The organism is Ensifer sp. NM-2 (assembly GCF_003024455.1).
Lineage (GTDB): Bacteria > Pseudomonadota > Alphaproteobacteria > Rhizobiales > Rhizobiaceae > Ensifer > Ensifer canadensis.
In genome coordinates, this window is sequence record NZ_PVZR01000005.1 from 138,880 (window position 1) to 165,623 (window position 26,744).

At 57.6% G+C, this 26,744-nt stretch carries 28 protein-coding genes and 3 pseudogenes; 22 read left to right on the forward strand and 9 right to left on the reverse strand.

Annotation, left to right across the window (positions count from 1 at the left end):
* The first annotated feature begins 693 nt into the window (after positions 1 to 693).
* Both C6558_RS12300 and C6558_RS12305 read left to right on the forward strand, forming a co-directional pair.
* The gene (locus C6558_RS12300; RefSeq protein ID WP_057205554.1) at positions 694 to 1,008 is read left to right on the forward strand and encodes a PepSY domain-containing protein; all 315 of its coding nucleotides are present in this window, start codon (positions 694 to 696) and stop codon (positions 1,006 to 1,008) included.
* 38 nt (positions 1,009 to 1,046) lie between these two features.
* Entirely contained in the window at positions 1,047 to 1,661 is a 615-nt protein-coding gene (locus tag C6558_RS12305) for a general stress protein (RefSeq protein WP_057205552.1), read from the forward strand.
* Between the two features lie 404 nt (positions 1,662 to 2,065).
* On the opposite strand, the gene C6558_RS12310 is transcribed toward C6558_RS12305, so the two are convergent.
* The 3 genes from C6558_RS12310 to C6558_RS12320 form a co-directional block, all read right to left on the reverse strand.
* On the reverse strand, positions 2,066 to 2,725 hold the full coding sequence (locus C6558_RS12310; protein WP_057205612.1) for a DUF6766 family protein: 660 nt from the start codon (positions 2,723 to 2,725) through the stop codon (positions 2,066 to 2,068).
* 137 nt (positions 2,726 to 2,862) lie between these two features.
* Positions 2,863 to 3,090 carry a hypothetical protein gene (locus C6558_RS12315; protein ID WP_057205609.1) on the reverse strand — a complete coding sequence of 76 codons (228 nt, stop codon included), beginning with the start codon at positions 3,088 to 3,090 and terminating at the stop codon, positions 2,863 to 2,865.
* 127 nt (positions 3,091 to 3,217) lie between these two features.
* On the reverse strand, positions 3,218 to 4,141 hold the full coding sequence (locus C6558_RS12320; RefSeq protein WP_057205607.1) for a hypothetical protein: 924 nt from the start codon (positions 4,139 to 4,141) through the stop codon (positions 3,218 to 3,220).
* Between the two features lie 178 nt (positions 4,142 to 4,319).
* Between C6558_RS12320 and C6558_RS12325 the strand changes: the two genes are divergently transcribed.
* The 3 genes from C6558_RS12325 to C6558_RS12335 all read left to right on the forward strand — a co-directional run bounded on the left by C6558_RS12325 (position 4,320) and on the right by C6558_RS12335 (position 7,141).
* Positions 4,320 to 4,634 (forward strand): hypothetical protein, encoded by a 315-nt coding sequence (locus tag C6558_RS12325; protein WP_057205550.1) that lies wholly within the window; start codon positions 4,320 to 4,322, stop codon positions 4,632 to 4,634.
* A 402-nt stretch (positions 4,635 to 5,036) separates the two neighbouring features.
* Positions 5,037 to 5,642, forward strand: a complete 606-nt coding sequence (locus tag C6558_RS12330; protein ID WP_107027392.1) for a DNA-3-methyladenine glycosylase — start codon at positions 5,037 to 5,039, stop codon at positions 5,640 to 5,642.
* 239 nt (positions 5,643 to 5,881) lie between these two features.
* A complete protein-coding gene (locus C6558_RS12335) occupies positions 5,882 to 7,141 on the forward strand; it encodes a DUF763 domain-containing protein (RefSeq protein WP_107027299.1) in 1,260 nt (419 codons plus the stop codon).
* Between the two features lie 61 nt (positions 7,142 to 7,202).
* Here C6558_RS12335 and C6558_RS12340 read toward each other — a convergent pair whose 3' ends face one another.
* Positions 7,203 to 7,655, reverse strand: coding sequence for a hypothetical protein (locus C6558_RS12340; protein ID WP_057205543.1), 453 nt, complete (start codon positions 7,653 to 7,655; stop codon positions 7,203 to 7,205).
* Positions 7,656 to 7,767: 112 nt separating this feature from the next.
* Complete coding sequence (locus C6558_RS12345) at positions 7,768 to 9,102, reverse strand: sorbosone dehydrogenase family protein (protein WP_107027300.1); 1,335 nt, start codon at positions 9,100 to 9,102, stop codon at positions 7,768 to 7,770.
* A gap of 86 nt (positions 9,103 to 9,188) precedes the next feature.
* Here C6558_RS12345 and coxB point away from each other — a divergent pair, with 86 nt between their 5' ends.
* From coxB to C6558_RS12375, 6 genes are all read left to right on the forward strand, one after another.
* Complete coding sequence (gene coxB, locus C6558_RS12350) at positions 9,189 to 10,313, forward strand: cytochrome c oxidase subunit II (RefSeq protein ID WP_245449155.1); 1,125 nt, start codon at positions 9,189 to 9,191, stop codon at positions 10,311 to 10,313.
* Positions 10,310 to 12,829, forward strand: coding sequence for a cytochrome c oxidase subunit I (gene ctaD / locus C6558_RS12355; RefSeq protein ID WP_057205541.1), 2,520 nt, complete (start codon positions 10,310 to 10,312; stop codon positions 12,827 to 12,829). The genes coxB and ctaD overlap by 4 nt, the downstream gene beginning before the upstream one ends.
* 8 nt (positions 12,830 to 12,837) lie before the next feature.
* Positions 12,838 to 13,215, forward strand: a complete 378-nt coding sequence (locus C6558_RS12360) for a hypothetical protein (protein WP_057205539.1) — start codon at positions 12,838 to 12,840, stop codon at positions 13,213 to 13,215.
* Between the two features lie 23 nt (positions 13,216 to 13,238).
* Positions 13,239 to 13,850, forward strand: a complete 612-nt coding sequence (locus C6558_RS12365) for a cytochrome c oxidase assembly protein (protein WP_245449169.1) — start codon at positions 13,239 to 13,241, stop codon at positions 13,848 to 13,850.
* 233 nt (positions 13,851 to 14,083) lie between these two features.
* A complete protein-coding gene (locus C6558_RS12370; RefSeq protein WP_245449170.1) occupies positions 14,084 to 14,932 on the forward strand; it encodes a c-type cytochrome in 849 nt (282 codons plus the stop codon).
* 79 nt (positions 14,933 to 15,011) lie between these two features.
* A complete protein-coding gene (locus C6558_RS12375) occupies positions 15,012 to 15,287 on the forward strand; it encodes a hypothetical protein (protein ID WP_107027301.1) in 276 nt (91 codons plus the stop codon).
* 241 nt (positions 15,288 to 15,528) lie between these two features.
* On the opposite strand, the gene C6558_RS12380 is transcribed toward C6558_RS12375, so the two are convergent.
* The gene (locus tag C6558_RS12380; RefSeq protein ID WP_107027302.1) at positions 15,529 to 15,744 is read right to left on the reverse strand and encodes a hypothetical protein; all 216 of its coding nucleotides are present in this window, start codon (positions 15,742 to 15,744) and stop codon (positions 15,529 to 15,531) included.
* Positions 15,745 to 16,057: 313 nt separating this feature from the next.
* Here C6558_RS12380 and C6558_RS12385 point away from each other — a divergent pair, with 313 nt between their 5' ends.
* A complete protein-coding gene (locus tag C6558_RS12385) occupies positions 16,058 to 16,486 on the forward strand; it encodes a CBS domain-containing protein (RefSeq protein WP_057205530.1) in 429 nt (142 codons plus the stop codon).
* Positions 16,487 to 16,523: 37 nt separating this feature from the next.
* A complete protein-coding gene (locus tag C6558_RS12390) occupies positions 16,524 to 16,973 on the forward strand; it encodes an HD domain-containing protein (protein ID WP_057205601.1) in 450 nt (149 codons plus the stop codon).
* 321 nt (positions 16,974 to 17,294) lie between these two features.
* Here C6558_RS12390 and C6558_RS12395 read toward each other — a convergent pair whose 3' ends face one another.
* The gene (locus C6558_RS12395) at positions 17,295 to 17,489 is read right to left on the reverse strand and encodes a hypothetical protein (protein ID WP_245449156.1); all 195 of its coding nucleotides are present in this window, start codon (positions 17,487 to 17,489) and stop codon (positions 17,295 to 17,297) included.
* Positions 17,490 to 17,583: 94 nt separating this feature from the next.
* On the opposite strand from C6558_RS12395, the gene C6558_RS12400 reads away from it, so the two are divergent.
* The 3 genes from C6558_RS12400 (at position 17,584) to C6558_RS12410 (ending at position 20,380) form a co-directional block, all read left to right on the forward strand.
* The gene (locus tag C6558_RS12400; protein WP_057205526.1) at positions 17,584 to 18,939 is read left to right on the forward strand and encodes a sorbosone dehydrogenase family protein; all 1,356 of its coding nucleotides are present in this window, start codon (positions 17,584 to 17,586) and stop codon (positions 18,937 to 18,939) included.
* A 101-nt stretch (positions 18,940 to 19,040) separates the two neighbouring features.
* Complete coding sequence (locus C6558_RS12405) at positions 19,041 to 19,409, forward strand: PRC-barrel domain-containing protein (protein ID WP_057205524.1); 369 nt, start codon at positions 19,041 to 19,043, stop codon at positions 19,407 to 19,409.
* A 323-nt stretch (positions 19,410 to 19,732) separates the two neighbouring features.
* A complete protein-coding gene (locus C6558_RS12410; protein ID WP_082523466.1) occupies positions 19,733 to 20,380 on the forward strand; it encodes a BON domain-containing protein in 648 nt (215 codons plus the stop codon).
* 113 nt (positions 20,381 to 20,493) lie between these two features.
* Here C6558_RS12410 and C6558_RS12415 read toward each other — a convergent pair.
* Positions 20,494 to 20,688, reverse strand: a pseudogene (locus C6558_RS12415) (N-acetyltransferase family protein); the annotation flags it as partial.
* Positions 20,689 to 20,695: 7 nt separating this feature from the next.
* On the opposite strand from C6558_RS12415, the pseudogene C6558_RS12420 reads away from it, so the two are divergent.
* From C6558_RS12420 to C6558_RS41575, 6 genes and pseudogenes are all read left to right on the forward strand, one after another.
* Positions 20,696 to 21,117 (forward strand): annotated as a pseudogene (locus C6558_RS12420) (DUF1214 domain-containing protein); the annotation flags it as partial.
* Between the two features lie 388 nt (positions 21,118 to 21,505).
* Complete coding sequence (locus C6558_RS39895; RefSeq protein ID WP_156585473.1) at positions 21,506 to 21,682, forward strand: hypothetical protein; 177 nt, start codon at positions 21,506 to 21,508, stop codon at positions 21,680 to 21,682.
* A gap of 388 nt (positions 21,683 to 22,070) precedes the next feature.
* Positions 22,071 to 22,445 (forward strand): hypothetical protein, encoded by a 375-nt coding sequence (locus C6558_RS12425; RefSeq protein WP_057205516.1) that lies wholly within the window; start codon positions 22,071 to 22,073, stop codon positions 22,443 to 22,445.
* Positions 22,446 to 22,833: 388 nt separating this feature from the next.
* Positions 22,834 to 23,907: a PAS domain S-box protein gene (locus tag C6558_RS12430; RefSeq protein ID WP_082523465.1), complete on the forward strand. Its 1,074-nt coding sequence runs from the start codon at positions 22,834 to 22,836 to the stop codon at positions 23,905 to 23,907.
* Between the two features lie 323 nt (positions 23,908 to 24,230).
* Positions 24,231 to 24,464, forward strand: coding sequence for a hypothetical protein (locus tag C6558_RS12435; protein ID WP_057205514.1), 234 nt, complete (start codon positions 24,231 to 24,233; stop codon positions 24,462 to 24,464).
* Positions 24,465 to 24,944: 480 nt separating this feature from the next.
* A pseudogene (locus tag C6558_RS41575) lies at positions 24,945 to 25,243 on the forward strand (hypothetical protein).
* A gap of 256 nt (positions 25,244 to 25,499) precedes the next feature.
* Here the strand turns inward: C6558_RS41575 and C6558_RS12445 are convergent.
* On the reverse strand, positions 25,500 to 26,477 hold the full coding sequence (locus C6558_RS12445; RefSeq protein ID WP_057205512.1) for a YihY/virulence factor BrkB family protein: 978 nt from the start codon (positions 26,475 to 26,477) through the stop codon (positions 25,500 to 25,502).
* Positions 26,478 to 26,744: the final 267 nt, after the last annotated feature.

The following is a 26,744-nucleotide window of genomic DNA, read 5'->3' on the forward strand; positions in this document are numbered from 1 at the left end:
GATCGCGGCGAAAAGCGGATGCAAGATGGCGAAGTGCGCGCTTGCTTTCCGTAAAGGCGGGTGGGTGCGGCTCACTCTCGTCTGACGATGCAACCGCAGCGGTGTTGTCGCTAGAGCTGACAGCCGGCTCCACCGCTGCCCGATTGGTTTCTGGTTCGACCCCAATCGTCGAAGAATTGGTGTCTTCATCATCGGTCTGATTTGGGCTGTCAGCGGAGTGGGTCATTTCCTGCCGGCGATATTGTTCCTTCTAAGAAATTAGTGCGAGAAAGGGCAGAAGAAAAGCGTTGATGCCAACCGGCCGCGATCGCTATACAGACCGAGTACGAGCGGCCTGGCTGTAACGAGCGCCAAGCGCTTCGTCGTTCATCGTGACTTGGAGTACGTGATCCGCAAATTCAGCCGCCGGTTTGCGGTAACCCGCACGTCCAACCTCAGCATTCGAATTGAGCGCCTCGGCGGTCGAATTGGGGAACTTTCAGATCGCGCCGAAGTTTGATTGAAGCGTCTCGTCATCGAGCGAATTCTTAAGGAGTTCGGCCTCACCTAGGAAGGGTGGTTGGCATACGAACGGCTTTTGTAAGTCACTGTAACTTATAGATAACTACAATCTTCTTTGTGAGGGAAAAGGAACCATAACCAAGCGGTCGCGTTGTCTCAGCGTCGTTCAATTTTCGCATCGAGGAGACAACAATGAGACAAATGATCGTCGCGACAGCCTTTCTGGCGGCAAGCGCATTCAGTGCCTATGCACAGACCGCAACAACGTCGCCGGACCCTGAAACGCCGGCAATCGCCACGCCCGACACCACCAATCCGACCGCGCCTGTCGAGGGCGCTAACAGCTTCACCGAAGAGCAGGCGCGCGCCCGACTTCAGGAGAACGGCTACACCGCGGTGACCGGGCTGAAGTTGGACGAGAAGGGCATATGGCACGCCTCTGCCACCAAGGATGGAAAGCCCGTAACCGTCACCCTCGACTACCAGGGCAACATCGTCGCCAACTGAAGTTGATATCTCAGCAAACCCATCGAAGGAAAACCAACATGAAAACCGTGACTGGACTTTTCGACACCTATGACCAAGCATCTGAAGCTGTACGAGCGCTGAAAGCCGCCGGCATTCCCGATGACGACATCAGCATGGTCGCGAGCAACGGCGAGGGCCGATACAAGGTTGACGACACAGAAGGTGCGGCCGAAGGGGCGGGTACCGGTGCTGGCATCGGTGCTGCAGTCGGCGGCGCAGGCGGTCTTCTGACCGGCCTCGGGCTGATGGCGATCCCGGGTGTCGGCCCGGTCGTTGCTGCCGGCTGGCTTGCGGCGACTGCTGCGGGTGCTGCTGCCGGTGCGGTTGCCGGTGGTGCGGTCGGCGGGATTATCGGGGCGCTGACGGATTCCGGCGTGCCGGAAGAAGATGCGCATGTCTACGCCGAGGGGGTGCGCCGAGGCGGCACATTGGTAACAGCGCGCGTTGCCGACAGCGAAGCTGCCGAGGCGGAGGCGATCCTCAGGCGATCGAACTGGGTGGATCTCGAGGAGCGGCGCTCCTCTTATCGCGAGCAAGGTTGGAACCGATTCGATGAGACACTCGATCCCTATAGCCCGGCGCAGATTGAAGAGGAACGCACACGATACGCTAGCCGCGGAACGTTGATCTAACCAAACAGAACATCGAAAAGGCCGTCCATGTGGGCGGCCTTTCTTATTTGTTTACTTTGCTTCAGAGCGACGTGATCATCCATGCATCTGGCCAATAACGATAGTGGGCTATCCATTGGGAACACCTCCCTTGTCCATCGAATAGTCAAACAGCTTTTTTCGCCGTCAAGACCCGTGACCGAGCCGGTTGTGATGATTGCCGAGCCCGGCCTGTAACGGTGCAAGAAGAGTGGCGCTTCACGCCGGTCGTTGCGGAAAAGCTGTGTCCGACATAGCTACTGCCTCGGCATATCCATTGGCCGGCCGCACCAAGACATTTTTTCGGGCACTCCTGACCGCGATCGGCCCGGCCAACTATCAGCTATCCGCACCGTATCGGCGCACGCGCGGGCCAACCGCTGCTCTTATGAGCCGGTCTCGCGGTGAGGCGCGCCTACAGGCTTGGATTCAGGAGAGCCCCGGTACCTCAAGAAGATCGACAAAACAACAATCAGCGCCGTTGACAGGAATTCCGATTGCCAGTTTTGAAGGGATTCAAACCAGAATTGTGCGCTGCCGAGATGCTGCATGACCGTCGTTGTCGCTTGGCCATGCAATTGCGCCGTCTCGCTCTCCGATCTGGCGCTGGAGACAAGATGGAGTACGAAACTCGCAAGGAAGAGACCGGTGAGAACAATTCCCAGCGAGTACGCATAAAGCAGCCGCACCATACCGCCCCTCTTGACTGGCCACGGCGCCTCGGGATCTTCTTCTCGGTGCGCAAGTCCTTCGTCTTGAGGCGACCTCTCGTCAGGATCCTTGGATTCCGCAGAGCCCCTTTGATAGAGATAGGCGGTCAGCACGACATAGACCGACATTTGCAGAAATTCACTTTCCCAGTTCTCGAAGACGGCGGATAGAAAGTCGCCGCTTAAGCCATACTGCATCAATGTCAGCGCCGGCGATCCGTGGGCCGCCAACTCTTCATTGTTCGCCAGCCAGCCGGCTATGTACATGCCGGCTATGGTCATGAGTGTCGCGGTCACGAGGACGATCGTCAGGCTGTTGTCTCGTAGAAAACGCACGTCACGCTCCTCCATTTGGATGTGCCACTAACCGCGACCGGATCAAGATAGTTCCGAAATCGCAATCTCCGAGGCGCAAGGCGGTAAATCCTAAGAGCTGGTCGAGCGACGCCGTAAACTTCCCCGTGTCGCGACAATCAATCGAGCCATTGATTGCGAAACGTGAGCGTTGCGACCGAAACGGCTTTGCCGATGTCGGTACGAACCAAAACGGATATGTCTGTGCGGTTGCGATCTGGGAGTTCATCCCGAGCAACGTCCATGAGGATTTCCTGCATCACGGCATCCCGCGAGCCAAGCTCGACGCCTTGCTCATCTCGTGTTTCCCCGTCACCGTTATGAAGATCGAAAAAATAGCGCGTCATCAAACCTCCAATCGAAAGGAAAAAGCAGGAAAAGCCCTCATTGTTCCCGAGGATGACGAGCATCAGTGCACGCTGCCTCCGCAGAACGACGTTCACGCTCTCGTACACTTCCAAATGCTTGACATGCTCAACGGGTGCCTTCGTGTGCAGCACCACGGGCCTTCTCACTGGGGCGCGCAGTTCTCCTTTGTTTTTTTCGCTCCAGGCGGCGCGCCTCCGATCGCGCTTCACGCAGCTCGTCCAGAACTGGCCGCCACCAGCCCCGCGCCTTCTCGAACGCGTTCGGCTTCTCACGCGCCGGCCAGGTTGCCACCAGTTCGGCTAGCGTCGCCGGGCGCCAACGAACCCAGATAAAATCGTGCGGATCGCCTGCAGCATGGGGATAGAAGCGCTTGATATCATCCGGTTCGGCGTATTCTCCGGCCACCTCGGCTATAATCACCACGCCGTAGGAACATGTCGTCACCGCCTGACCGATCGGTGGTAGCGCCCCGGCTGGAACCGGATAACGCCGGCGGCGCCGTTCGGCATAGCGCAATTTCGCGCGCTCGTACTTCGCCGTATGTTTTTCCGCTTCCTTCCGGCGCTTGCGTTCCTCAGGTTCGCTAGCGCGCGCAGCTGCGTCTATATCAGGCCATGAACGTCGCAGTGCTTCGTAGGATCGGAACGGCACCCGCCAAGCGTGCATCTCATCATCCCACCGAGCCCAAGGGATCAACCGCAATTGCTCAACAACGTCCCTGGAATAAGGGGTGCGTATCTGGATATCGTCTTCGATTTGAAGATATTGACTGGAAATAGGATCGAAAGCGTACGCATCGCGGCCTTTGACATCCGCATATAAATCGAGGTTTTCGCTCTCGCGCGCCAGCCACTGTGCAATGCGTTTGCCGGCGGTCTTGCCCGGCACGAACCAACTGCGTTGCTCCTCGTTCCAGCGAGCGCGTGGGAACGCATTGCGGAAGCGTTCCACCGTCATTCTGTCGTAGGCGAATTTCGCTGTGGCGCCACGACGGGGTTCGCTATCAGACCTTTCCTTGGGCTTAGGCATCGTCGTCACCGTAAAATACTATCTGGTGAGCCTAACGCTCACGAACGCCACAGGTTCATTCGTCACGAACGCTCCATTGGGGCTGGCATTTGTAAATGCTCGCCGCGGTCGTTTCCGATGGAACAACACGACGTTTTCACCGTTGAATGGCATTGCCTTCATGTGAGAGGAAATAGCGATGGTGGATCAGACCGGCTACGAAAGCGATGACGATTTCGCAAAAGTCGGGGTCGTCGACGAGCCACTCGAGACGGCACCAGAAAATGACGCCAGACTGGCACGACAGGCCCAACTTGAGGCGCTGCGGACAGAAATTGTGAACCTGCGCGAGGAGCTCGCCGCAATCGTTGCGGGGACCTCCCGGTTGGCCGCGACTGAGGCTGTCGTCGCACTTGAAACAACGCAGAACCGGATCCGGGACCACCTCGCCCCCGTTCTGATTGCGGCCGCCGCCATAGGATACCTCTGGGGGGCGTCTATCCGACGGCGCTAATGATCGTCTCTGCCTTCCAGATCATGCCGTTGATCCGGCGCGCTCGATGTTGATCGCTCACGTGATCGAAAAGGTAAACACGTACCAGCCGGCTAGCTTGATCGCGATGGTCGATCTTCGGTTCTTTATGATGCCGTCGCGCTTCTGGCATCCAAGAAAGGTTCGGATGTGTTCCAACGCTAAGCGAACGCGAGGATTTGTACCGGTGTTTCGTCCATTGCAAGTTATTGCCTTTTGAGACGAGCGTGCCGCTTTTAAACATAGGACGGGTTGCGTAAGACGTCGGCGAAAGGTCGACTGAGCTTGCCTATCGATCTGGGCCGCCAGACGCTGGCGGCTTCTGTTGGGAACGGCCAAATTTCGTCGCCCACAAGGCCACCGGAGAAGGGAGGAACAGCAGTGATTTCGCATGCGTTTTTCAATCGTTACGCTGTTGATGTTGCCGAAGCGCTGATCGGGACCGTCCTGGAGGTCGACGGCGTCGGCGGCATAATCGTCGAAACAGAAGCTTACACAATCGAAGATCCCGCTTCCCATAGTCACAAAGGCCCGACGAAACGCAACGCTTCCATGTTCGCTGCAGCTGGCAATGCCTACGTTTACAGGTCCTATGGGCTGCATTGGTGCCTGAACTTCGTATGCGAAGCAGGCAGCGCTGTGCTGATCCGGGCGATCGAACCGACCACTGGCATCGAATCGATGCGACAGCGACGCAGCGGCGCCAACACATTTCTTTTATGTGCAGGCCCCGGGCGCCTTTGCCAGGCACTGGCTGTGTCACAGGAGTTCGACGGATTGTCACTTTTTTCGGCCCCTTTCAGGCTTTCCGCCGGCAGCAGTGCAGTCGAGGTTTGCCGAGGTCCGCGTGTTGGCATCAGCAAGGCTGTCGATCTGCCGTGGCGATTCGGCGCAAGGGGTTCTGGTTTTCTAAGCCGGAGTTTTCCAGACTCGACCGTTTTGTCGGAAATCGACGTGCCGGCGTCACAATCAATCCATCGAAGGGAATGACGGTGGAACATCCCAGCACCGGGTGCATTCCCTATAGAGGTCACAGGCTGTGTCAAGCGGACGCGATGGGGATGGAGAACATCAGGGTTTTTCCGCTTTCACCTTTTGGCCAACGAAACGGCAGTCGAGCTTCTTACCCGTCCAGCCTGCGACCGTCCGCCTCAAGCGCAAACTTCCCAATCCGGCACCGCAAATGCTAAAACGCGCCATCCGTCGTTGCGGATCAACAGGATAAGCTCATGGTAAAACGTTCCGGTAGTGCCGATCTTCCCCTCCACGGCGGGCGCGTGCCGAAGTGGCTCGGAGATCGCATGACGAAGCTCGGTGCCATCATTACCGAAGCTGTCATCCTGCACTACGGACGAGACGAATTCCTGCGTCGAATGGCCCACCCTTTCTGGTTTCAGTCCTTTGGCGCCGTGATGGGCATGGACTGGCACTCTTCCGGTATCACCACCAGCGTCATTGGCGCTCTGAAGCGCGGACTGACGCCGCTGTCCGCGGAGCTTGGAATTCATGTTTGCGGCGGGCGTGGTGCGCAGTCACGTAAAACTCCCGCGGAACTGCTTGCGATCGGTGATCGGGTCGGCTTCGACGCTCACCGTCTCGTAACCACCAGCCGCCTCGTCGCGAAGATCGACAGTGCCGCGGTTCAAGATGGATTTGATCTCTACCTGCACGGTTTCATCGTCACCGACGATGGACAATGGGTCGTCGTCCAGCAGGGTATGAACGGCGATCAACGACAGGCCAGGCGCTATCACTGGCTGTCGGAAAACCTGGAAAGCTTTCTCGATTCCCCGCATGCTGCCATTGAAGGAAACGCCCAAGGCATCATCGTCAACCTCGCCGACCGACGCGCTGAGCGATCGCGAGAAGGACAGCTTGACCTGCTTGCAAATATGGGACCGGACAGCATCGTGCGCGAGGCCCTCGCCGTGCGGCGGGGAGGGCCCGTTGTCGAAATTCTTCCAGATCAACTGTCGCTCCCGCATCTGATCATGCCGGCTCACCACGACGTGCGCGAAAAGGACGTCAACATGGGACGTCTGCATGCAGCGCTCGCCTCTGCAGCCGAGCGGGGACCGAAGGATTTTCAGGAGCTGCTTTTGACGCCTGGCGTCGGCGCGCGAACCGTCGAAGCACTGGCCATGGTTGCTGAAGTCGTCCACGGCGCACCATGCCGCTTTTCCGACCCTGCACGCTTTTCGTTGGCTCACGGCGGCAAGGATCGTCATCCGTTCCCCGTTCCGTTGAAAGTGTATGACGAAACACTCAAGGTGATGAAGTCCGCCGTTTCAAGAGGCAAGCTCGGTAACACGGAAGAGCTCGACGCACTTCGGCGCCTTGACGAGCAGGCGCGTCGCCTTGAACATTACGTGACCGGCCCTGACCTGAAGGAAATCGTTGCCGGCGAATTCCGAAACTCCGCCTCACTTGGCGGACGCAGTGTCTTCGGCTGGGAGCCGCCGTCAGAGACCGAGCCATCAAGAGAATAGAGGCTGAAGCATTCAGACTGCCGCCATCGTCAAACAGACCGAGCGTCTCCCAGCGTGACACTCAGATCTGTACCGGCTTTATAGTGGCTACCGATATGTCGCCTTCCATCAGGCCGCGCACAAGCCCTGGCTTTGCATGCTCGACCTCAATGACCGTGTAGAGCTTTTCGTCACGGAACGCGCTTGCATCCAGCGTGCTGACGCCTTCGGCGGGTGCGGCATCGACCTCCATGTAGTCTAGTTCGCATCCCGAAGCGACGACACGCGCATCGCCCGACGAACGAGCGGCCACCAGCACCTCACCTTGATTGAGGGCATTCTGCCACCGCGGGTCCGTGGGTGCGGCCACCGGCACCAGCCGATAGACGTTCAACGTCTCGCCATCCCCGACAAAATCGGTCGATTGGCGCCGCGCATCGGCAAACTGTGCCTTGCTTTCCATTGATCTGCCAAACTCCGTATCGCTCTCGCCGGTGGACTTCACGTCGCCACCACGCTGCACATTGTTGGACATTTTTATCTCCTTCGGGGTTCGGCCGCGGTTGATCAGTAGGTAGGGGTCGGAATTCCCCTGTCAGGAAGAAACGGCGCGCTCGGCAACCGGTTCCGTATTATCGAAAGGTCTCTCATTTGGCGGGCGTCACCCTCCAGATCGCATTGCCGACGTCGTCGGCGACGAGAAGCGCACCCTGCCGGTCAACGGCAACGCCGACGGGACGACCGCGGGCCTTGTCGTCGCCTCCGATGAACCCGGTCAAAATATCCTTTGGTGGCCCGGACGGCTGACCGTTGGCAAAGGGAACGAAAACTACCTTGTAACCGCTACGCGGTCGGCGGTTCCAAGAGCCATGTTGGCCCACAAAAGCCCCATTCCGATATTGCGCTCCAAAGAGCTCGCCGGTGTAAAACGTCAATCCGAGGGAAGCTGTATGAGGTCCGAGTGCATAGTCCGGCGCGATTGCCTTTTCGACGAGATCGGGTCTTTGCGGCTTTACTCTGACGTCGACATGGGTGCCGAAATAGCTGTACGGCCAGCCGTAGAACCCGCCGTCCTTGACTGAGGTCATGTAATCAGGGACAAGATCACTTCCGATTTCGTCACGCTCATTTACGGCAACCCATAGCGCGCCGGATTCGGGCTGCCATGAAAGCCCGTTGGGATTGCGCAGTCCGGATGCGAAAAGGCGGAGTTGTCGGCTCACCAGATCGACCTCCAGCACGGCTGCCCTGTTGGTTTCCGCCTCGATGCCGTTTTCACCGACATTGCTGTTGGAGCCGACGGTTGCGTAAAGCTTGGTTCCTTCCCGATTGGCAATGACGTCCTTGGTCCAATGGTGATTGATCGGACCGGCAGGCAGATCGACGATTTTTTGGCCCTGTGCCGTTATCGTCGTGTCGCCATCCTTGTAGTCGAACGCCATGATGGCATCGGTGTTGGCGACATAGAGGACCCCGTTCGACAGGGTCATGCCGAATGGCGAGTTGAGGTTTTCGAGGAAGACTGACCGGGTTTCTGCAACGCCATCGCCATCCGCATCGCGCAACAGCGTGATCCTGTTAGCGCTCGGAACCTCTGCCCCGGCTCGCCCCATGAACAGTCCCATGGCAAAGCCGCGCAAGCTGAAACCTGTGTCTTCCTTTTCTGGCTTGTTCGTTTCCGCGACAAGAACGTCGCCATTTGGCAGGACGTGAAGCCAACGCGGATGATCGAGTTCCTCGGCGAAAGCGCCGACAACGAGCCCATCGGCAGCCGTCGGCTTTTCGCCTGGGGCCCAGTGGGACGCCTCCGCCACATTAACCGTGGGGATAAGGGTGGGATTGGGTTCTGGCAGTAGCGGGGCTGTTCCGTAACCCTGTTCAGCCGTTAGTTTCGCCTGCTCTTGAGATAAGAAAACAAGCGCTGCACCGACAATCAGAAGGACGGCGAACAATGCCGCCATCGATATCAGAACGCGTTGCATGCTGACACTCCTCGGAAGACTTTGACAGCCGTCTAACTCGCCAATCCGTCGTTCGTTTCATCGCTTGTCGCCAAATGCGCCGAAACGTGATTTCGGAAGGAACTTCCCGCCAAGGTCGCAGTTTCCATCTCATCAGGGAAGGGGAGGGCCATTTGACCTGTCGATGCAGCCGCTGGGCGATGCGTAGTCTTGTTCGCAAAAAGAAGAGTAGTTTCATCCACCGTCACATTGTCATTGGCGTTCGCGGTTCCGTCGCCCTCCTGCTTTCCATGCCGCTCGCAAGCTGCGGCGATCGGCAATCCACCTTCGCAGCGGCTGGCCGCGAGGCTTCGGCAATCGAGAACCTGATCACGGTAGCGGTGGTCGGTGCAGCCTTCGTCTGGCTTGTCGTCATATCCCTCCTGATCTACGCCGGCCGTGCGCGCCGGGGCCAGTTGAGCCAAGAGCAGGCCCAAAGGTTTATCACCTGGGGCGGCGTGGTAGCGCCGACGGCGGCTCTCTTTGCGCTTCTGTCCTATGCGGTGTGGAGCATGCCGGCGACGAGACCATGGTTCGATCGGCAGCAGGCGGACCTGGCGATCGAGGTCACGGGCGAACAGTTCTGGTGGCGCATTCGATACCTCGACAAGTCAGGGGGGATTGCTTTCGAAACCGCAAACGAACTCACACTGCCCGTCGATCGACGGATCCGGATTTCGCTCAAGGCGCACGATGTCATCCATTCGTTCTGGATCCCCGCCCTTGCGGGCAAGATGGACATGTTGCCCGGGCGAACCAACACCCTCTGGCTGGAGCCGACCCGCATCGGTTCGTATCGCGGGCCATGCGCGGAGTTTTGCGGCACGTCGCATGCCCTCATGAACCTTACCGCAGACGTTCTGTCCGCAGAAGATTTTCAGGCATGGCAACAAAGCCGCGCGAAAAGGCGATCAACAAGAAACGACGCCGCAAACGCTTTTCTCGTTCATGGCTGCTCGGCCTGTCACGCGCTTGATGGGACACAGGCACAAGGCTTGACAGGCCCGAACCTGACAGGGTTCGGGCAGCGCAAGCGTGTGGGAGCAGGGGCGCTGGCCAACACGCCGGAAAACCTCGCCCGTTTCATTCGTGATCCTTCCTCTGTCAAGCCCGGCGCCCAAATGCCGGCATTCCCTATGATCCCGCAGGACGAATTGAACGAAATCATCGACTACCTCGCAGGTGAAACATGACCACCACCGAGGACCGGCTTGGCGAACAGGCGTCGAAGAGCGAGGAAGAGCGGCAGCTTCGAGCTGTCTGGGCCAATCCGTCGGGATGGCGCTATTGGACTTCGGTCAACAATACCCAAATCGGCCTTTGGTATGCGGGCACAGCCTTCATCTTCATGTTGTTTGCTGGCGTCCTCGCGTTGCTCGTGCGCGCGCAGCTCGCCATACCCGAAAACGATTTCCTGTCGGCGGATTTCTTCAATCAGGCGTTTACCCTGCACGGAACCGTCATGATGTTTCTGTTTGCCGTGCCGATCTTCGAGGCTGTGGCGATCTTCCTTTTGCCGCCGATGCTCGGCGCGCGCGAACTACCTTTTCCGCGGCTTTCGGCGTTTGGTTTTTGGAGTTTCCTGCTCGGCGGGTTGTTTGTATGCGGCTCGATCTTCTTTGACGCAGCACCCAATACGGGCTGGTTCATGTATCCACCGCTGGCCACGGACAAACAGTATTCGGGTATTGGCGCTGACATCTGGCTGCTCGGGCTATCCTTTATCGAAGTGGCCTCGATTGCCGCAGCAGTAGAGTTGATCGTCGGCATCATGAAATGCCGCGCTCCGGGCATGCGCATCAACATGATGCCGCTCTTTGCCTGGTATCTGCTGATTGTCGCCGGTATGATCCTTTTTGCCTTCCCGCCTCTTATCGCCGGCGACATCCTATTCGAAATGGAGCGGATGTTCGACTGGCCATTTTTCGATGCCGAGCGCGGCGGCGATCCCCTGCTGTGGCAGCATCTTTTCTGGATCTTCGGTCACCCGGAGGTCTACATCATCTTCCTGCCGGCGATCGCCCTGATGGCGATGATCGTTCCAACCTTCGCCCAACGACCGATCGTCGGCTACTCCTGGATCGTGCTGGCGGCGGTCGGAACCGGTTTCTTAAGCTTCGGCCTTTGGGTCCACCACATGTTCACCACGGGCCTGCCGCAAATCTCCCTTGCCTTTTTCTCCGCGGCCTCCGAGGCCGTCGCGATTCCGACCGGCGTCCAGATATTCGTCTTCATAGCAACGATGCTGGCAGGGCGCGTGATCCCTTCCGTACCGATGCTCTTTGGCGGCGGCGGTCTCGTGATCTTTGTCATCGGTGGCCTGACAGGCGTCATGGTTGCGCTCGTACCGATCGACTGGCAGGCGCACGACACCTACTTCGTCGTCGCGCATCTGCACTACGTGCTGATCGGCGGCATGCTCTTTCCCGTCGTTGCCGGCATCTATTACTACTATCCGCTCATCAATGCCCGGAAGCTCTCTGACCGGTTGGGCAAGATTGCTTTCTGGCTGATGTTTTCAGGCTTCAACCTCGCCTTCTTTCCGATGCACCTCGCCGGATTGCGCGGCATGCCCCGGCGTGTCTTTACCTATCCAAACGATGTCGGTTGGCATTGGTTCAATCTGATCTCGACGGTGGGCGCCTTCGTCTTCGCCTCGGGCATCCTCATTGTTGTCGTCGATGTCTTGAGGCCAAAGCATCGCCAGCCCAGGGGCGAGGCTAATCCCTGGAATGCCGGAACCCTCGAGTGGATATCCGAACCAGAGGAAAACTGGGGTGTGCGCTCGATCCCGATCATAAGCAGTCGCTACCCGCTTTGGGACCAGCCGGGAATTCGCGAAGATATAGACAACGCGCGCTTTTATCTGCCCGATGCAGCAGAGGGCTTTCGCGAGACGCTCGTCACTTCTGTGCTCGATGCCGAACCGATCCAATGTCTGCGCGTCGGCGGTACATCCTATCTGACCATCCTCAGTGCGGCCGCGCTAGGCGGGGTGTTTGTGGCCGTTACCTTTCACTGGTGGCTCCTGGCCACGTTGTTTGCCGCCGCCTTCCTTGTTTTCGTGGTCAGCTGGTTGTGGACCGGCACGGCGACCGTGCCCGAGAAAGCGGGAAAAAATGTCGGCCTTGGCCTTTCCTTGCCACTCTACGTCTCTGGACCCGCATCGGTTGGCTGGTGGGCGATGTTCATCACCATGGTTGGTGACGGAACGGCGTTCGGTAGCCTGGTTTTCGGCTACTTCTTCTATTGGACCATCCATCGCGACTTCACGGCCGGCCTTTCCGGGCCTGGTATCGGATGGCCAATGGCGTCCCTCTGCCTGTTTCTCGTAGCTTGGTTTGCAATGGTTACGGCGCGGTCGGTGAACCGCAGGGGTCAGAGAGTTGCGATGCGTCTGCTTGTCTTGTGGGCACTTGCTCTGACGCTTCTCGGCAGTGTCGCTACATTGGCCGGGCCGTGGCTCTCGCAGATGGATCCGACGCAGCATGTCTATCCGGCCATCGTCTGGGTTTTGGTGCTTTGGCTCGTTTGTCATGCCAGCGTTGGCGTGGTGATGCAGGTCTATTGCCTGGCGCGAAGCTTTTTCGGTCACCTGACCGCTGCTCATGACATCGATCTCGTCAATGTGGTTCTATATTGGCACTTTCTGACGATCACCGCGTTTACCACCCTGGGTGTCATCGGTTTGTTCCCGGCAATGATGTGAGAGGAACTATGCGGCTATTACCGCGAGAGATCGAGACTTTTTGGACGCTGTTTACGGCGCCGATTGTCTGGGCGCTGCATTTCCTCGTCTGTTATCTGACGGCGGCGATCTTCTGCGCCAAGGGAGGAAGCGCGCAACAATATGTCGGCCTTCAGTGGATGCTTGGCGCCCTAACTTTGCTGGCACTCGTAACGATAGCGATTTCTGCCTATCTCGCTTGGAGACAATGGGGATTTGGCACGGCGGACCCACCGCATGATGAACCGACGGATCGGGCGCGCAGACTCTTCCAGGGCTTTGCAACCATGCTTCTATCGGCCCTGAGTTTCGTCGCCGTCCTGTTCGTGGCGACCCCGATCATGCTGATCAACGGGTGCTTTTCATGAGATGGGCCAGTCTCATCGCTGCTATGATTTTGCTGGTGGCGGCGGTATGCACATCTCTGTTTGTTTTCGACCCACGGGCATTTTCCGGACATATGGGGACGCACATGGCGCTCGTTGCTGTGGTCGCCCCGCTCGCTGCTTTCGCTGTCTCGGGAACACGATGGGACCCGAGCAGCCACTGGCATCCTGGCGCCGGCCTTCTGTTGTCCTTCGTCGAGCTCGTCGTCGTTTGGGTTTGGCATGTCCCGGCGATGCGGGATCTGGCGGAAACCTCGATTGGCATGCGTCTGGCTGAGCTTGCAATTTTCCTGGCCGCGGGCGGCTTTCTCTGGCTTGCGTGTCTTGGAGCCGGCAGGAAAGCAGATGCAGGGCTTAGCGGGGCTGTCGCACTCCTTCTCACCTCGATGCATATGACGCTTCTCGCAGTGCTGCTGACGATGGCTCCGCGCCCTCTTTATGGCGTGGCTGATGTGACCTGCTTTGGCGTGACCATGACTGCGAGCCAAGATCAGCAGCTTGGCGGCATCGTCATGCTGTTTGTTGGGGCAGTTGCCTATCTTGCCGGTGGCGTTGGCCTGGCCGCGAGACTCTTGCGTGCGCCATTTGCGAAACCGACCGAAGGGCAGGCACCGTGAAGCGCTGTCTGAAATGTTTGGCTGCCGCCGCCGCCCTGGCGCCCGTTGCCGGCTTGCTGATCGCCTGGCTCGGCATCATTCATGTTGGTGCAACCGGCGGTCATTGGGCAGTCACCGAGTGGTTCCTGCACTGGACAATGCGTTCGTCCGTGAGAACTGCGGCGCTCGGCATCAAAAAGCCTTCCGGTTTCGAAAGTGCCAAACACCTCAAGGTCACGGCAGTGCATTTCCAGATGAGCTGTGCCGAATGCCATGGATCTCCGGATCGCCGCCGCTCCCCGGAAATGCTCGCGATGCTGCCGCCACCGCCCGACCTCAGGGACACTGTTGGCAACTGGAAGGACGAGGAACTGTTCGTCATCGTGCGCGACGGTCTGCGCTATACCGGGATGCCCGCCTGGCCCGGCGCTGGGCGCGACGGTGAGGTCTGGGCAATGGTTGCGTTTCTAAAGGAGCTGCAGATGATGAGCCCGGCCCGCTACAAAGAGCTTTCCGGTGCGAAGGATACCGAAAGCGGCGATACGCTATCCGGCTGCCTGGCGTGCCATGAGCAAGGTATCGAAGGCAATGACCCGATAGCTCCAGTCATTGCAGGGCAATCAAACGCCTATCTTGCTGAAGCCCTTCGGGCCTACCGCAAAGGGAGCCGTGAAAGTGGGTTCATGGAGGTCGTCGTCTCGCGGTTGAAGGATGCGGACATCGATGCCACGGCCGGCGACTTTGCCCGCAAGGATGGGTTGCTGTCATCGACGCCGAGAGCTCGCTCCGGCGACGAGCGCACATTGTCTCTGGTGAAAACCGGCGATCCCGTGAAAAAGATCGCTGCCTGCCAAGCCTGCCATGACGGCCGAAATCCTCTTTATCCTTTGCTTAGCGGCCAGTCCCGCACCTTCCTGATAGAGCAAATTCTCCTGTTCAAACAGGATCTACGCGGTGACAGTCCAACGGCTCAATTGATGAGCCGAGCGGTGCGCCATCTAACCGTTGAGGATGTGGCCCGGCTTGCCGATTACTATGCGTCGCAGCCGTTGGCGCGTGACGATCGCATAAACGCCGAAACCGCCCCAAGGTGGCGGTTTTGAAGAAACTTCACAACGCCCAGAGGGAACAATCCTAAATAATTAGGGTTTGCTCATATGAAGGGATGGGAGGAGTTTCGCAATGGTCCTGATCGCGCCCGATGGTGGCAGACCTCATGAACGCAGCGCAGACGCAGTCGCGCTCCTGGCTTCTATACGCTGCGCCGTGAGTTCCGAGACAACATTCGAAACAGGAGGCCTTTGTTTTCGTTTGCTCGGCGATGTGGTGATTATTGAAGGCGTGCTGCGGGAACGAGACGCTTCAGACACCATTCGACGGATAGCCGAGGAGATTGCCGGGGCCGAGCGCGTGATCGTCCGCATTGGTTGCCCGCTGGATCTACCCGAAGCCAAGTGATGCCATCGTGCCACAGAATGCCAGCGATTTTCACTCTGGACATGGCTCGACGGCCCACTTTTTTTATTTCACGCCAATGCCTTGGGGATTGTTCAACACAATCTACTTCAAGAAGCCTGGTGTAAGCCTCTCGCGGGAGAGTTGGTTCCACGGCCAGCACGGAACAGATAAGGAACGGCCACGGTTCGATCATCTCGATGGGCGCAAAGCCGCTTCAATCGTCGATCGCACTTGGGATCTATCAATCCTTGGCAATCATCATCAAAGCCGTCGCCAGGGCACCGAGGCCAAACGATGCGCCGAAAGCGTAGACCTGGAGCCCGAATGCAAGCGGATCAAGACCCTCGCCGTGCCCGAGGGCGCCCGGAGCGACTATTGCGATCGAAGCGGCGGCTGCTGCCCCTAGCAGAAACCCCACGCCCACATTCAAAATAACGAACCTGATCAGCGTCGGCATGATGAACCTCATGAACCTCGCGATCCATCCCAAACCTCAAAATCGACTATCGGTTCCGATCGCCCAGAAGAAATCAATCGATCACGAACGTCGCAACGAATGAGCGGAACAAAGGAGAGGGCCGACCGTTAGCAAACAACATCACAGCGGAAGGAATCCCAATGGAAACCGAAGCGGAAAACGATTCCGCCGCCCGTGCTTCCCTGAGCATGATTGATCAGCTTCGGCGCGTTTGCCGCCCGGCGGCTCGACTGCCATGGGAGGGAACCGCGGTTTTCCAGCAAAGATAGGAGCTAAAGATAGGAGCTAGAGCATGCAAATTGCCCAGATCATGACCAAGAACGTGCACATCGTTAGCCCGGATGATACCGTGGCTGCAGTCGCCCGCCATATGGCTGACAACGACATTGGATTTCTTCCTGTCGAACAAGATGACCGCCTCGTCGGCACGATCACCGACAGGGACATCGTCGTGCGGTGCGTGGCCGACGGCCGCGACGGGGATACGACAGTGGCTGAGGTGATGTCGGCGGACGTCAAATACTGCTTTGAAGATGAAGAAATCGGCGACGTTGCCCGTAACATGGGCGATATTCAGGTTCGACGACTTCCAGTGCTCAATCGCGACAAAAGGCTGGTGGGCGTCGTGTCTCTTGCAGACGCCGCCCGCAGAGATCCTTCGCTCGCGGGTGCGGGATTGCAGGGCGTGACGGCACCTGGTGGCGCCCATAACCAGGAATAGGCCCATGCCTGAGACGCCGGGCAACGAAAACGAACCGATGGACAGCGGTGTCTTGAGCTCCCACGATGCATTGCTTCTCGCCAGCGAAGTTGCTGCTGAGGCCCTTCAGGGGCAATTGGACAAAACGGGGCAACCGTATTTCAGGCACTGTCAGCGTGTTGCGAACGCCGTGGACGGGATGGATGCCAAGGTCGTGGCCTATTTACACGACGTCCTGGAGAAGGGACCGGGCTGGTCGGCTCAGCGATTGCTGGAAAAAGGATTTGATCCCGTGATCGTTGGCGCTGTCGTGGCGCTGACAAAAGAACCGGCCGAGCCGGAACCAGCCTTTGTAAGGCGGGCGGCGTCAAACCCACTTGCCCTCCCGGTCAAGCATGCAGATCTCTTGGACAATTTGGAACAGGCGCTGGCGAGCGGGATGGAAACGCATAAATACCTCGATGGACTGCGGATCCTTGAAGCCGAATTCGGTTGCCAATCGGATTGATCCGCGCGCAGCAATGAGCGCGTTGACGCTTAATGCAAGGGATTCCCATCGCAGGTACAAGCCCATGCGGGACTTAGCCGCCCTCTCCAGATCGGGCCGACAGGGTATCGGCAGATGGCGGTCGCTTCCTGGTAGCTCAATCCGAACCCCGCCACCTGTTCAGAATTAGCTTAGTGATGGCGTCCAGTGCGAGAGGCGGTTGCCTGTTGATCACACACGATTTCAGATTGGTGCTCGCACTTTGCAAAACTATGTAGCAAATCCACAAGTAGGAACGAGGCGTCGCCGCTCCATTTGCGCAGAGCTCAACAGGCTCCCCGTTCATTCCGGCAATCCGGCCATCCGATAACCTTCAGCCAAGCGCTGGACCGTCTCCATGTCGCGGGCGGGTTGTGCAGCAGACCAGTGAGCAATCGTGAAGTTCGGTGTCGTCGCGATGAAAAGAGCTGCCTCACGCATTGCCTCGTCTCTGCGGCCGAGCACATACTTGGACGGCTGGGTGTTCAGTCCGATCATCGAGCCTGCCGTTAGCTGGGCGATAGGGAATAATTCGGAACGCCCTTGTGTCTTGCTATACCCAGTTGGCAACGTTTTGCTGAGGACCACGATCATGAATTCTCGCAGAGTTCCGCTCGTTCTTGGTATTCCGGGGGTCATTTTGCTCGGAGCGATCACGGCAGGTTGCCTCGCCGCCACCGCGCAAAAAACCGCAACGGCGCCGACAAACGGCGGCTACGGCGCTCATCCGACGCTTCCGAAACCGAAACCCACACTGATCCCGACCATCAACATCGCCCAAGCAAAAGGGTGGAACGGCGGCGCGAGGCCAAAGCCGGCGAAGGGCCTGAAGGTCAACGCCTTTGCGAAGGGCCTCGATCATCCGCGCTGGATTCATGTCCTGCCAAACGGCGACGTGCTTGTGGCCGAGACAAACGCGCCCGCCAAGAAGGACAGCGGATTCAGCCTGCGCAAGGTCTTCATGGCGCAGGCCATGAAGCGGGCGGGCGCGGCGACGGAGAGCGCCAACCGCATTACGCTTTTGCGGGACACGGATGGCGATGGTGCTGCCGATCTGCGCAGACCTTTCATCGAGGGGCTCAATTCGCCGTTCGGTATGGCGCTCGTCAACGGAAAGCTTTACGTTGCCAATACCGACGCCGTCGTCGCCTATTCTTATTCCTCCGGTCAAACCCGGATAACGGCGGCGCCGCAAAAGGTCGTCGACCTGCCGGCCGGAGACATCAATCACCACTGGACCAAGGATCTGATCGCCGGGCGCGACGGTGGGAAGCTCTACGTTACCGTCGGATCTAACAGCAATGTCGGCGAGAATGGCATTGCGGCGGAGAAAAACCGTGCCGCGGTGCTGGAAGTAGATCCCGCCCGCCACAAAACACGGATTTTCGCTTCGGGCTTACGAAACCCCAATGGACTTGCCTGGAATCCGCACAGCGGCAGGCTCTGGGTGGTCGTCAACGAGCGCGACGAGATCGGTGACGACCTCGTGCCGGATTACATGACTTCGTTGCGTCAAGGCGGCTTCTATGGCTGGCCCTTCAGTTACTTCGGCGAGAACATTGACATCCGCGCCAAGCCGCCGCGCCCGGATCTCGTCGCCAAGGCAATCAAGCCCGACTATGCGCTCGGCTCGCACACTGCTTCCCTGGGATTAACCTTTGACAAGAAATCATCCCTTCCGTCCCCGTACCGCGGCGGTGCCTTCGTTGGCCAGCACGGTTCATGGAACCGAAGCGTGCATAGCGGTTACAAAGTGATCTTCGTGCAGTTTCGCAACGGCCAACCAGCCGGCCGGCCGAAGGACATTCTCACGGGCTTCATCGGCGCCGGCGATACGGCCATGGGCCGCCCGGTCGGGGTGACTTTCGACAAGACGGGCGCCTTGCTCGTCGCCGACGACGTGGGCAACGTCATCTGGCGGGTAACATCCGCCCAACGCGGGGAATGAGACACCGTTCTGGCGCGGATTTCTGTCGTGAGTGTCTTCCTTCCGAAAGGCAGGGAACAACTTTCAAAAACAGCAGTTCTCCGGTCAAAGGAGGAATGAAAATGGGTACCCTTGATATGCGTCTATCTCATGACCTCATTGCCAGCGACAAGGTGGTGGGGACGTACGTCTACGACCGGACCGGCAATCACATAGGATCTATCGAGAAGATCATTCTCGAAAAGCGTGGTGGACGCGTTGCCTATGCTGTGCTGAGCTTCGGCGGCCTTTTGGGAATTGGAGATGACCACTATCCCCTTCCGTGGGACGTACTCGACTATAATCCCGGCCTCGGCGGCTTCCAGGTAAGCATCACAAAGGATCAACTCGAGGGAGCTCCAAGATATCCGCGGGACCAGGATTTTGATTGGAGTGCCGAGAGAGGCCGACAGGTTTACGACTACTATGGGATTGCGCCCTATTGGGTGTAATTCAAAAAAGTCTAAACAGTGCCTGTCGGATTTGCGATAGACGAACCAACCTAACTGCTACGACCCATAACAGTCGAAGAGAAAAAAACGACATGGATTGGGTCGTCTTGCAGGTCACGTGGCGAAAAGAAAAGGCTCGCCAAATCAAGTACGGAACGAGACATTCTTGGCTCCCGGCAGACCTTCTTCGCTCGGGTTCATTCTCAATAAATCGTACGACTCGATTATCGAGACCATCTGTGTCGTTGAGGCGATTTGTTTCCATTGGCCTGGAACAGGAATGCGCGAGCGTTGTTCTGGGGCAACAAGGAGGAATCATCACCATGGCAGAAGATCGATATGAACGCGAGGAACGGTATGGCCGTGACTACGACCCTGAACGCGATGGTAACCGCAGACCTGAGCGGGAGCGCAGCCATCAACGCCCGTTATCGGGTCAAGGACGAGCCCGCCCGAGTTCCGGGGCCGATTTCGAGCGCGGCAGTCCCGAGGCTTGGAGCACCGACGATCTAGGCTATACCGAGCGCGCAGATCGGGCTGGCTACGGCCAGCGTCGACGCTACGCCGCCAATGAGGATAGCTACGCGCAAAGCGGTCGCCGTTACGACGAACAGCGTGGATTTCTCGAAATGGCTGGAGACGAGGTTGCGTCCTGGCTTGGCGATGAGGATGCGGAATATCGCCGTCGGATGGATCAGTTTCGCGGCAAGGGCCCACGCGGATATAAGCGTTCCGACGAACGCATCAGAGACGATGTCAACGATCGGTTGACGGATGACGGGTGGCTGGATGTTTCCGATATCGAGGTGGTGGTTTCGAGCGGCGAGGTAACGCTCACCGGGCTGGTTTCGTCACGCCAGGATAAGCGGCGTGCGGAGGACTGCGCCGACGCCGTCACTGGCGTTTCGCATGTCCAAAACAATTTGCGCGTTCGCACTGCGGATGCGACTACGGGCATTGGCGAGCTTTAGCGACAACGGCCAGGCAAACGGACCTAGACGGATGTCGTCTCATCAGATGGCGATGAGACGATGTTCTAGGATTGCAGGATGCAGATTTGTTCCCGTTTTCGCAGTGCGCCATGCTACTCTAGGCGCAAAGCCATGATGAGCTCGTCGATTTCCGTATCGTGGCCCAACAGGCCGATTGGAATACGCCCAACCCTTACGAACCCATGGCGCTCATAGAAGCGGATCGCCGCCGCGTTGTGCGCACCCACCGCAAGTTCCAGCTGCAGAATGCCGTGATCTCGGGCATGCTCAGCAATAGCACGCAGAAGGTTTGCGTCCTTCGGTACGAAGGACCAGGTGGACCGATACAGCACTTCATCTCGGCTGCCACGACCTGGGGCTGCAATCCGCGAAAGGACGCAATCTACTCAACTTCACGCCGCCCAAGAACGATGGCAAGACCGTTTACAAGCTTCACGTCGGCAACGTTCCGGTCGATGGCTTCTGGTCAATCAGCCTCTACAATGCCGATGGCTATTTCCCGAAGAACGACCTGAACGCCTATTCGCTCAACAACTTAACAGCGAAGAAAGGTGCCGATGGTTCGACCAACCATCCAGTTTGGCGGCTGCGATGGTAAGGTGGTCAATTGCCTGCCGATCATGCCTGGCTGGACTTATACGGTCAGGCTCTACCGCCCGCATGCCGAGTTATTGGATGGAAATTGGGCGTTCCCAGACCCAGTCATCGCCCAATGAGACGTATGGCTAAGACCGGAAGCGTGTAATTTTTGAAGCGGCAGGATCCAACTGTAGGTAGGACGCACGACGTAAATCGTCGCGGCCGTAAGGCAGCTTTGCAACCGGCGGCGGGACGAGCAGCGTTCGCCGCCGTGTAGGGTCGGCTCCCCAATGAAGGGCGTGACAGTCCGATTGGGCTCTGCTTTAATTAGAGGCGCCTTAAAAGTAATGGCCGACGGCAAGGTAGCTGCTAGTGAGCGCAAGCGGAGTGAATCAGCTGACTTTGAAACCCTCTCATTGCGTTGGTGATGGACTGGAAATGGGCCGGGAGTTGTCGCGACGATTTGGACATTGCCGGAACGCACCGGCGACCTAGTTTCCTAAACTTGGAAGAGAGGAGCTTCTAATGAATGACCACAACGATCAGCGCGGCTCGATTGATGAGATGCCTAGCGCATTGGCACTTCAAGACATTTCGTTGAAGCTGCGAAAACTGGCGGACGAGCTGGCGGATCTGAAAGATCGTGCGACTGAAGAAGTTGGCGCTGACGGCTCGTCGGACGAATTGCTCCCCGAAGCCTGAGCCATGGCCCGCAAACTCTTCATAACGGACTTGGGTTAACTTTCAGAACCGAACGAAATGTCGGAGTTGACTGATGAGCTATGACTGGAATGGCGCTCGCTGGCGGCGGATGAGGGTGGCGCGATATGGCACGGCGGTAGCTTTGGCAGGATTGCTCGTAGCCGTTGCCAGCAGGGTCGTCATCAATGCACTTTGATCGTATTGGCTTACGGCGGCGATTGAACGGGGATGCGCCATCGAGACGCGATGTCGGGTTCGTCTTTCCATTTTCAAAAAAAGGGGCCAGGTGGCAACGATGTTGCCAAGAATGACATTCGCGTTTCCGGATCTAGTGGAACCTTGGACCATGAGCTCGGTTTATGAGAGACAAACGCGACAGGAGAGTTCCATGGCCAGCTATCTCGACAACAAAAAAACCAAACAACACGACGCCGCGCCAATTCCCGCGGTCCGAGCCCGCCAAGGTTTTCTTGGCGTTCCGGTTCTCGCTGTGCTTGTCGGTGGACTTGTTCTTGCCATGGTCGCATGGGGCATAGCGGGTCTTTACGGTGAAGGTATCGACGATGACGCCGCGACCGCCCCAGAACAGGTCACAACGGAAAAACCAGCAGTAACTCCGAGCAACCAAGGCGTCGTCGACAACAATTCTTCAGAAAATGGGAGCGCGCAAACTGCCCCTGTCGATCGCGATCCGACCGCCGAGTCTGGAACTGGTGGTCCGTCAGAGATCAGGACGCCAACCGGAACCGAGAAGACCAAGTAGGTCCCGCGACTAAAGCAATGCAACCATTATAGCGATGGTCAACATAGCGAACGCGACCAGGCCGGTATTGAGCAAATGAGCTCGGCTTCGATTGGTTTTGAAGGTACGAGACATGACCTCACCTCACCATTCAAGGAGAAACGCGGGCCGTCCTTAATGGTTCAGGTGACTTTTGAGCCATTGTTTCGCCGAGCCTGGCGTAACGGTCGCGGAAACATACCGACATGGTGTTCGCGGGTGTAATGCGATGCGTCGCCCGGTGCTTATCGCGTGAAAATTTAGCAGCGTTCGATGGATTTTTTCAACTCGCACGAGAGGGGACGGACTTGCGTCGCCGCTTTTCTTGTTCAAGGATGGCGCGGTCCCAGCATGGTTCGTGAGAGTGAATATGTCTTCTAATTCTTGTGTTGAAGCGTCGCGTGGTGAAGCCGTGCCCCCGGTAGGCGATTGTCCTGAGGGACCGGATGCTGGCGCTCTTCTCGCTGCAATCGTAGAATCCTCTGATGATGCAATAGTCAGCAAGAGCCTGCAGGGGATTATCACGAGCTGGAATCAAGGAGCTCAACGGCTATTCGGCTATAGCGCCGATGAGGTCATTGGCAAACCGGTCACCATTCTTATTCCCACCGATCGGCTGGATGAGGAGCCTGCTATTCTGGCTCGACTTCAGGCGGGAGAACGTGTCGATCACTTTGAAACACTTAGACGTCGCAAGGACGGTACTTTGCTCGACATTTCGCTGACGGTTTCACCTATCCGTAATACGCAAGGCAAGATCGTCGGGGCCTCCAAGATCGCGCGGGATATCACCGAGCGTAAACGTCATGCCGAACAACAATCCCTGCTGCTCCGCGAAATGCATCATCGGGTGAAGAACCTGTTTGCCTTGGCGGGTGGATTGGTGACCCTTGCAGCAAAGAATGCTGAGACGCCCTCCGAACTTGCACACGGGTTGAGGGAGCGATTGAATGCCTTGGCCAAGGCACATGAGATCACCTTGCCTAATCTCCAAATGGACAGCGTCCCTGCGCAACATACCACGACGCTTTTCCGTCTCTTGCAAACCTTGACGGCGCCCTACCAGGAGGAGGCGCGCCCGAGATGCGTCATGTCAGGCCTCGACGTCGAAATTAGTGCTGGGAGTTTGACAAGTCTGTCGCTCCTCTTGCATGAATTTATGACCAATGCCGTAAAATATGGGGCATTTTCCGCCGATACGGGCGATATTTCGGTCGAAAGCGAACTTCTCTGCGGCACATTGCAGCTAACGTGGCGAGAATCCGGCGGCCCCCAAGTGTCTCCGCCGGATGCAGCCCTTGGCACCCTCGGCTTTGGGAGTCGCCTGGAAACGGTGCTGGAAACCAACCTTAAATGCCAGATCATGCGTGAGTGGCGCCGCGAAGGCATCGTTATTAGAGCACTCTTTCCCATCGCGGTAATCAATGGCGTAAATACGATATGATGCCCGTGCAACAAGGCGGCCGCGGCGATAGGACAACGCTGGCGAGGCTTGCGCGGATTTGAGCATGACCTGCGGAGACACGTTTGTGCGCCTTTGCCGGGATACTGTGAAAGGCTGGCGGCGTTTCGATCTATTTGGCAAAAGCGCGCTGTGGGCAAATTGGTTTCGGACGGCCGTTATTGCGGACGCACTCGCGTCCGGGCGAAATTGCAGAACGGAGCTTCGGCCAAGAACTGCGCTTTTGCGATCTGTAGGCAGCTTACCTCTTGTTAACTTTCGACTTTCCCGGGTTCGGTACTAGCCGTTCATGATGAGGAATTACGATGTCGCCCCCGAAAGATATGGATGGAGTGCTCAAACAGTTGCCGCTCCGAATCGGAGCGTACGTGCCGTGCGACCTGCTTGAAGACTGGTTTGCGCCGGGCACAGGTATGAGCCCGCCCTCCGATGAGGCATTGAAAGCGGCAGCGGACTACGGTTGGCGCTTCGAGTGTGAATTCAAGTACTATCCGGACCGCAAGGAGGGAGTATTCTGGAAATGGGTGCCGGCGATCTGAAGACAAGTGACCGAGGAGGACCAAGTCTGATGAGACAGCCTTGTCAAAGGAGCTCGGTCGGCTTTGCTGAATTCTTCATTCCCGTTGGTTGCGCTGGGTTGCAGCAGGATGTTCGTTCCACTCTCCAGCGCGTGTGAGCTATCCGCGGACGCTATGAGAGTTGTTGCAAACGCGGGCAGGGGCGTTTTGGAGGTGATTTCCCCGTTATCACGCATGTTCACCGAGGAAAGCTCTTCGGTTCAGTGGGACTCTGACAGCGACACGCAGTTTTGTTGACGTTTCGGCGTCAGCACCCACGCGGCCAAAAAACAAAGTTCCGTCGTGCGGGCACTTTCACCCGAGCACATCTTCTTTCGCCCACTGACCTGACTGACGAGCGGGATCATTCCTGGCGTTCGATGGTTGGGCAACCCAAGGAAAGTACGGCGGGTTGATGGGTGGAGGAGCAGTGTTGAAAAATTTGGCAAGAAAGGATCTGCAATGCGTGACATTTTCCTCCTGCTTATGTGCGTGACGCCGACCCTGGCACTCGCACATGACGCCCTGCAGGCTGGGTTTACCCCAGTTCTTGTTGTTCGAACCTCGACTGCCGCGAAGTGTCGCACGCAGCCGTGAGCGAGCGACCACAAGGATTTGTAATGGACGCAACCGGAGAGGTCACACCTTACAAAGATCGGAGGATACGCTCGTCACCCGATGGTGAATACCATTGGTGCACCCCAGCCGGTCTTAACCAGGGAAAAACGATCTGCCTCTTCGTGCCCGACCGTGGTTATTGACGTTGGTTCAGCAATGTTTTGGCAGTTTGAGGTGGAACATGGTACCGCCGTGTTTGCGCGTACCCGCCTGATCAAGTGCTTCGATGGCGGCTGACGGATTGCTGACTTGGTGTGGGGCGGATCGACGCGCCGATCTGCGGTAGAACAAATGCTACCCTCATCTCGGCGCACGATCACTCAGAGCTTTCGCCATCGGCAGCAAGTAACACCGCCCCTGCAGTTCAGCGATGTTGCGGGCTCGTAATGGGTAACAAATTCAGTTGGAAGGGGGAGCCGAGTCGCCCACAGTATCTGCGACATAAGCCCCTCGTTCGCCCATTGGAAGAGGGCTACCTGTTGTGGAATCGCACATCGTTTGATGCTCAAGTTCGGCGTTTATTTCCGCCCCAAGGATGAGGATGATGACTGAGATCCAGGTCCAAACCATGAAACCGACAAACGCGCCGAGTGTGCCGTAGGTTGCATTATAGTTTGCAAAATGGTTGAGGTAGAATGAAAACAGCAGTGATGTGCACAACCACATAAGGGTGGTAAAGGCAGCCCCCCAGGTAAGCCACGGAGACTTCGCCGGTTCACGACTTGGTCCGTACCGATAGAGCATCGCGGCACCTCCCGTGAACATCAGTAGCAGAATCGGCCATCGAGCGAAATCGACAAGCAGCTCAGCCCATCGCTTGAGCCCAATGAAGCCCAGCCAGACAGGTAACACCGCGACCGCCAGGACTGCCAAAATAGCTGCGATCATGCCGCCGACGGTGAAAGCCATAGCTAGACTGGTGCGGTGCAGGAAGCTCCGCTTCTCGCTTTCGCCGTAAGCAATGTTCATTGCCTCAAAAACCGCCGCGATCCCGTTATGTGCGCTCCACATTGCCATGCTTGAACTAATCAGTAGTCCAAGGCCTGCCGTGGTGGGTTTCTGCGATGCAAGTGTACCTAATTGGTCCATGATCAGTCTCAGGGCCTCCGATGGCACGACATATACGAGGAATTCCATCTGCCTTGAGAGATCTGCTGGATCGGCGGCAAAGGCATAGAGCGAGACAAAGATGCCCAATGCGGGGAAAATTGCGAGTAATAGGTAGTAGGTCACACCGGCCGCGATCATCGCAACCCTGTCTTCGGTAAAGCTGACGTAAACTCGCCAGGCCACATCCCACAATCCGTTCGCGGGTATCTGCCCTGGCGATTTGGCGTCTCGGCCCTTTGGGTCGTTTTCGGCGTTATTCTCTGGCACTCTTGGGTTCCCCTCTCGCCGTCGATAGCTTCCGTCTTTGATTAAACGGATTGGTGGGAAACTGGTTCGATCCTCTGCAGTCGAAATTGCGTGGGTGGTCGGCCAGTGGCCGTTTACGAGCAACTACCGCTGCTACGTCGAAACTCCTCCGTCCTTCAGTCTTGCAAGATCGTAGCGCAGGTATCGAGACTAACCACGAGCGGATTTGAAAGTTCCAAAGGGCCAGATCACCGATAGCCGCGCGTTGCTGAAAGATTGGACTAACCA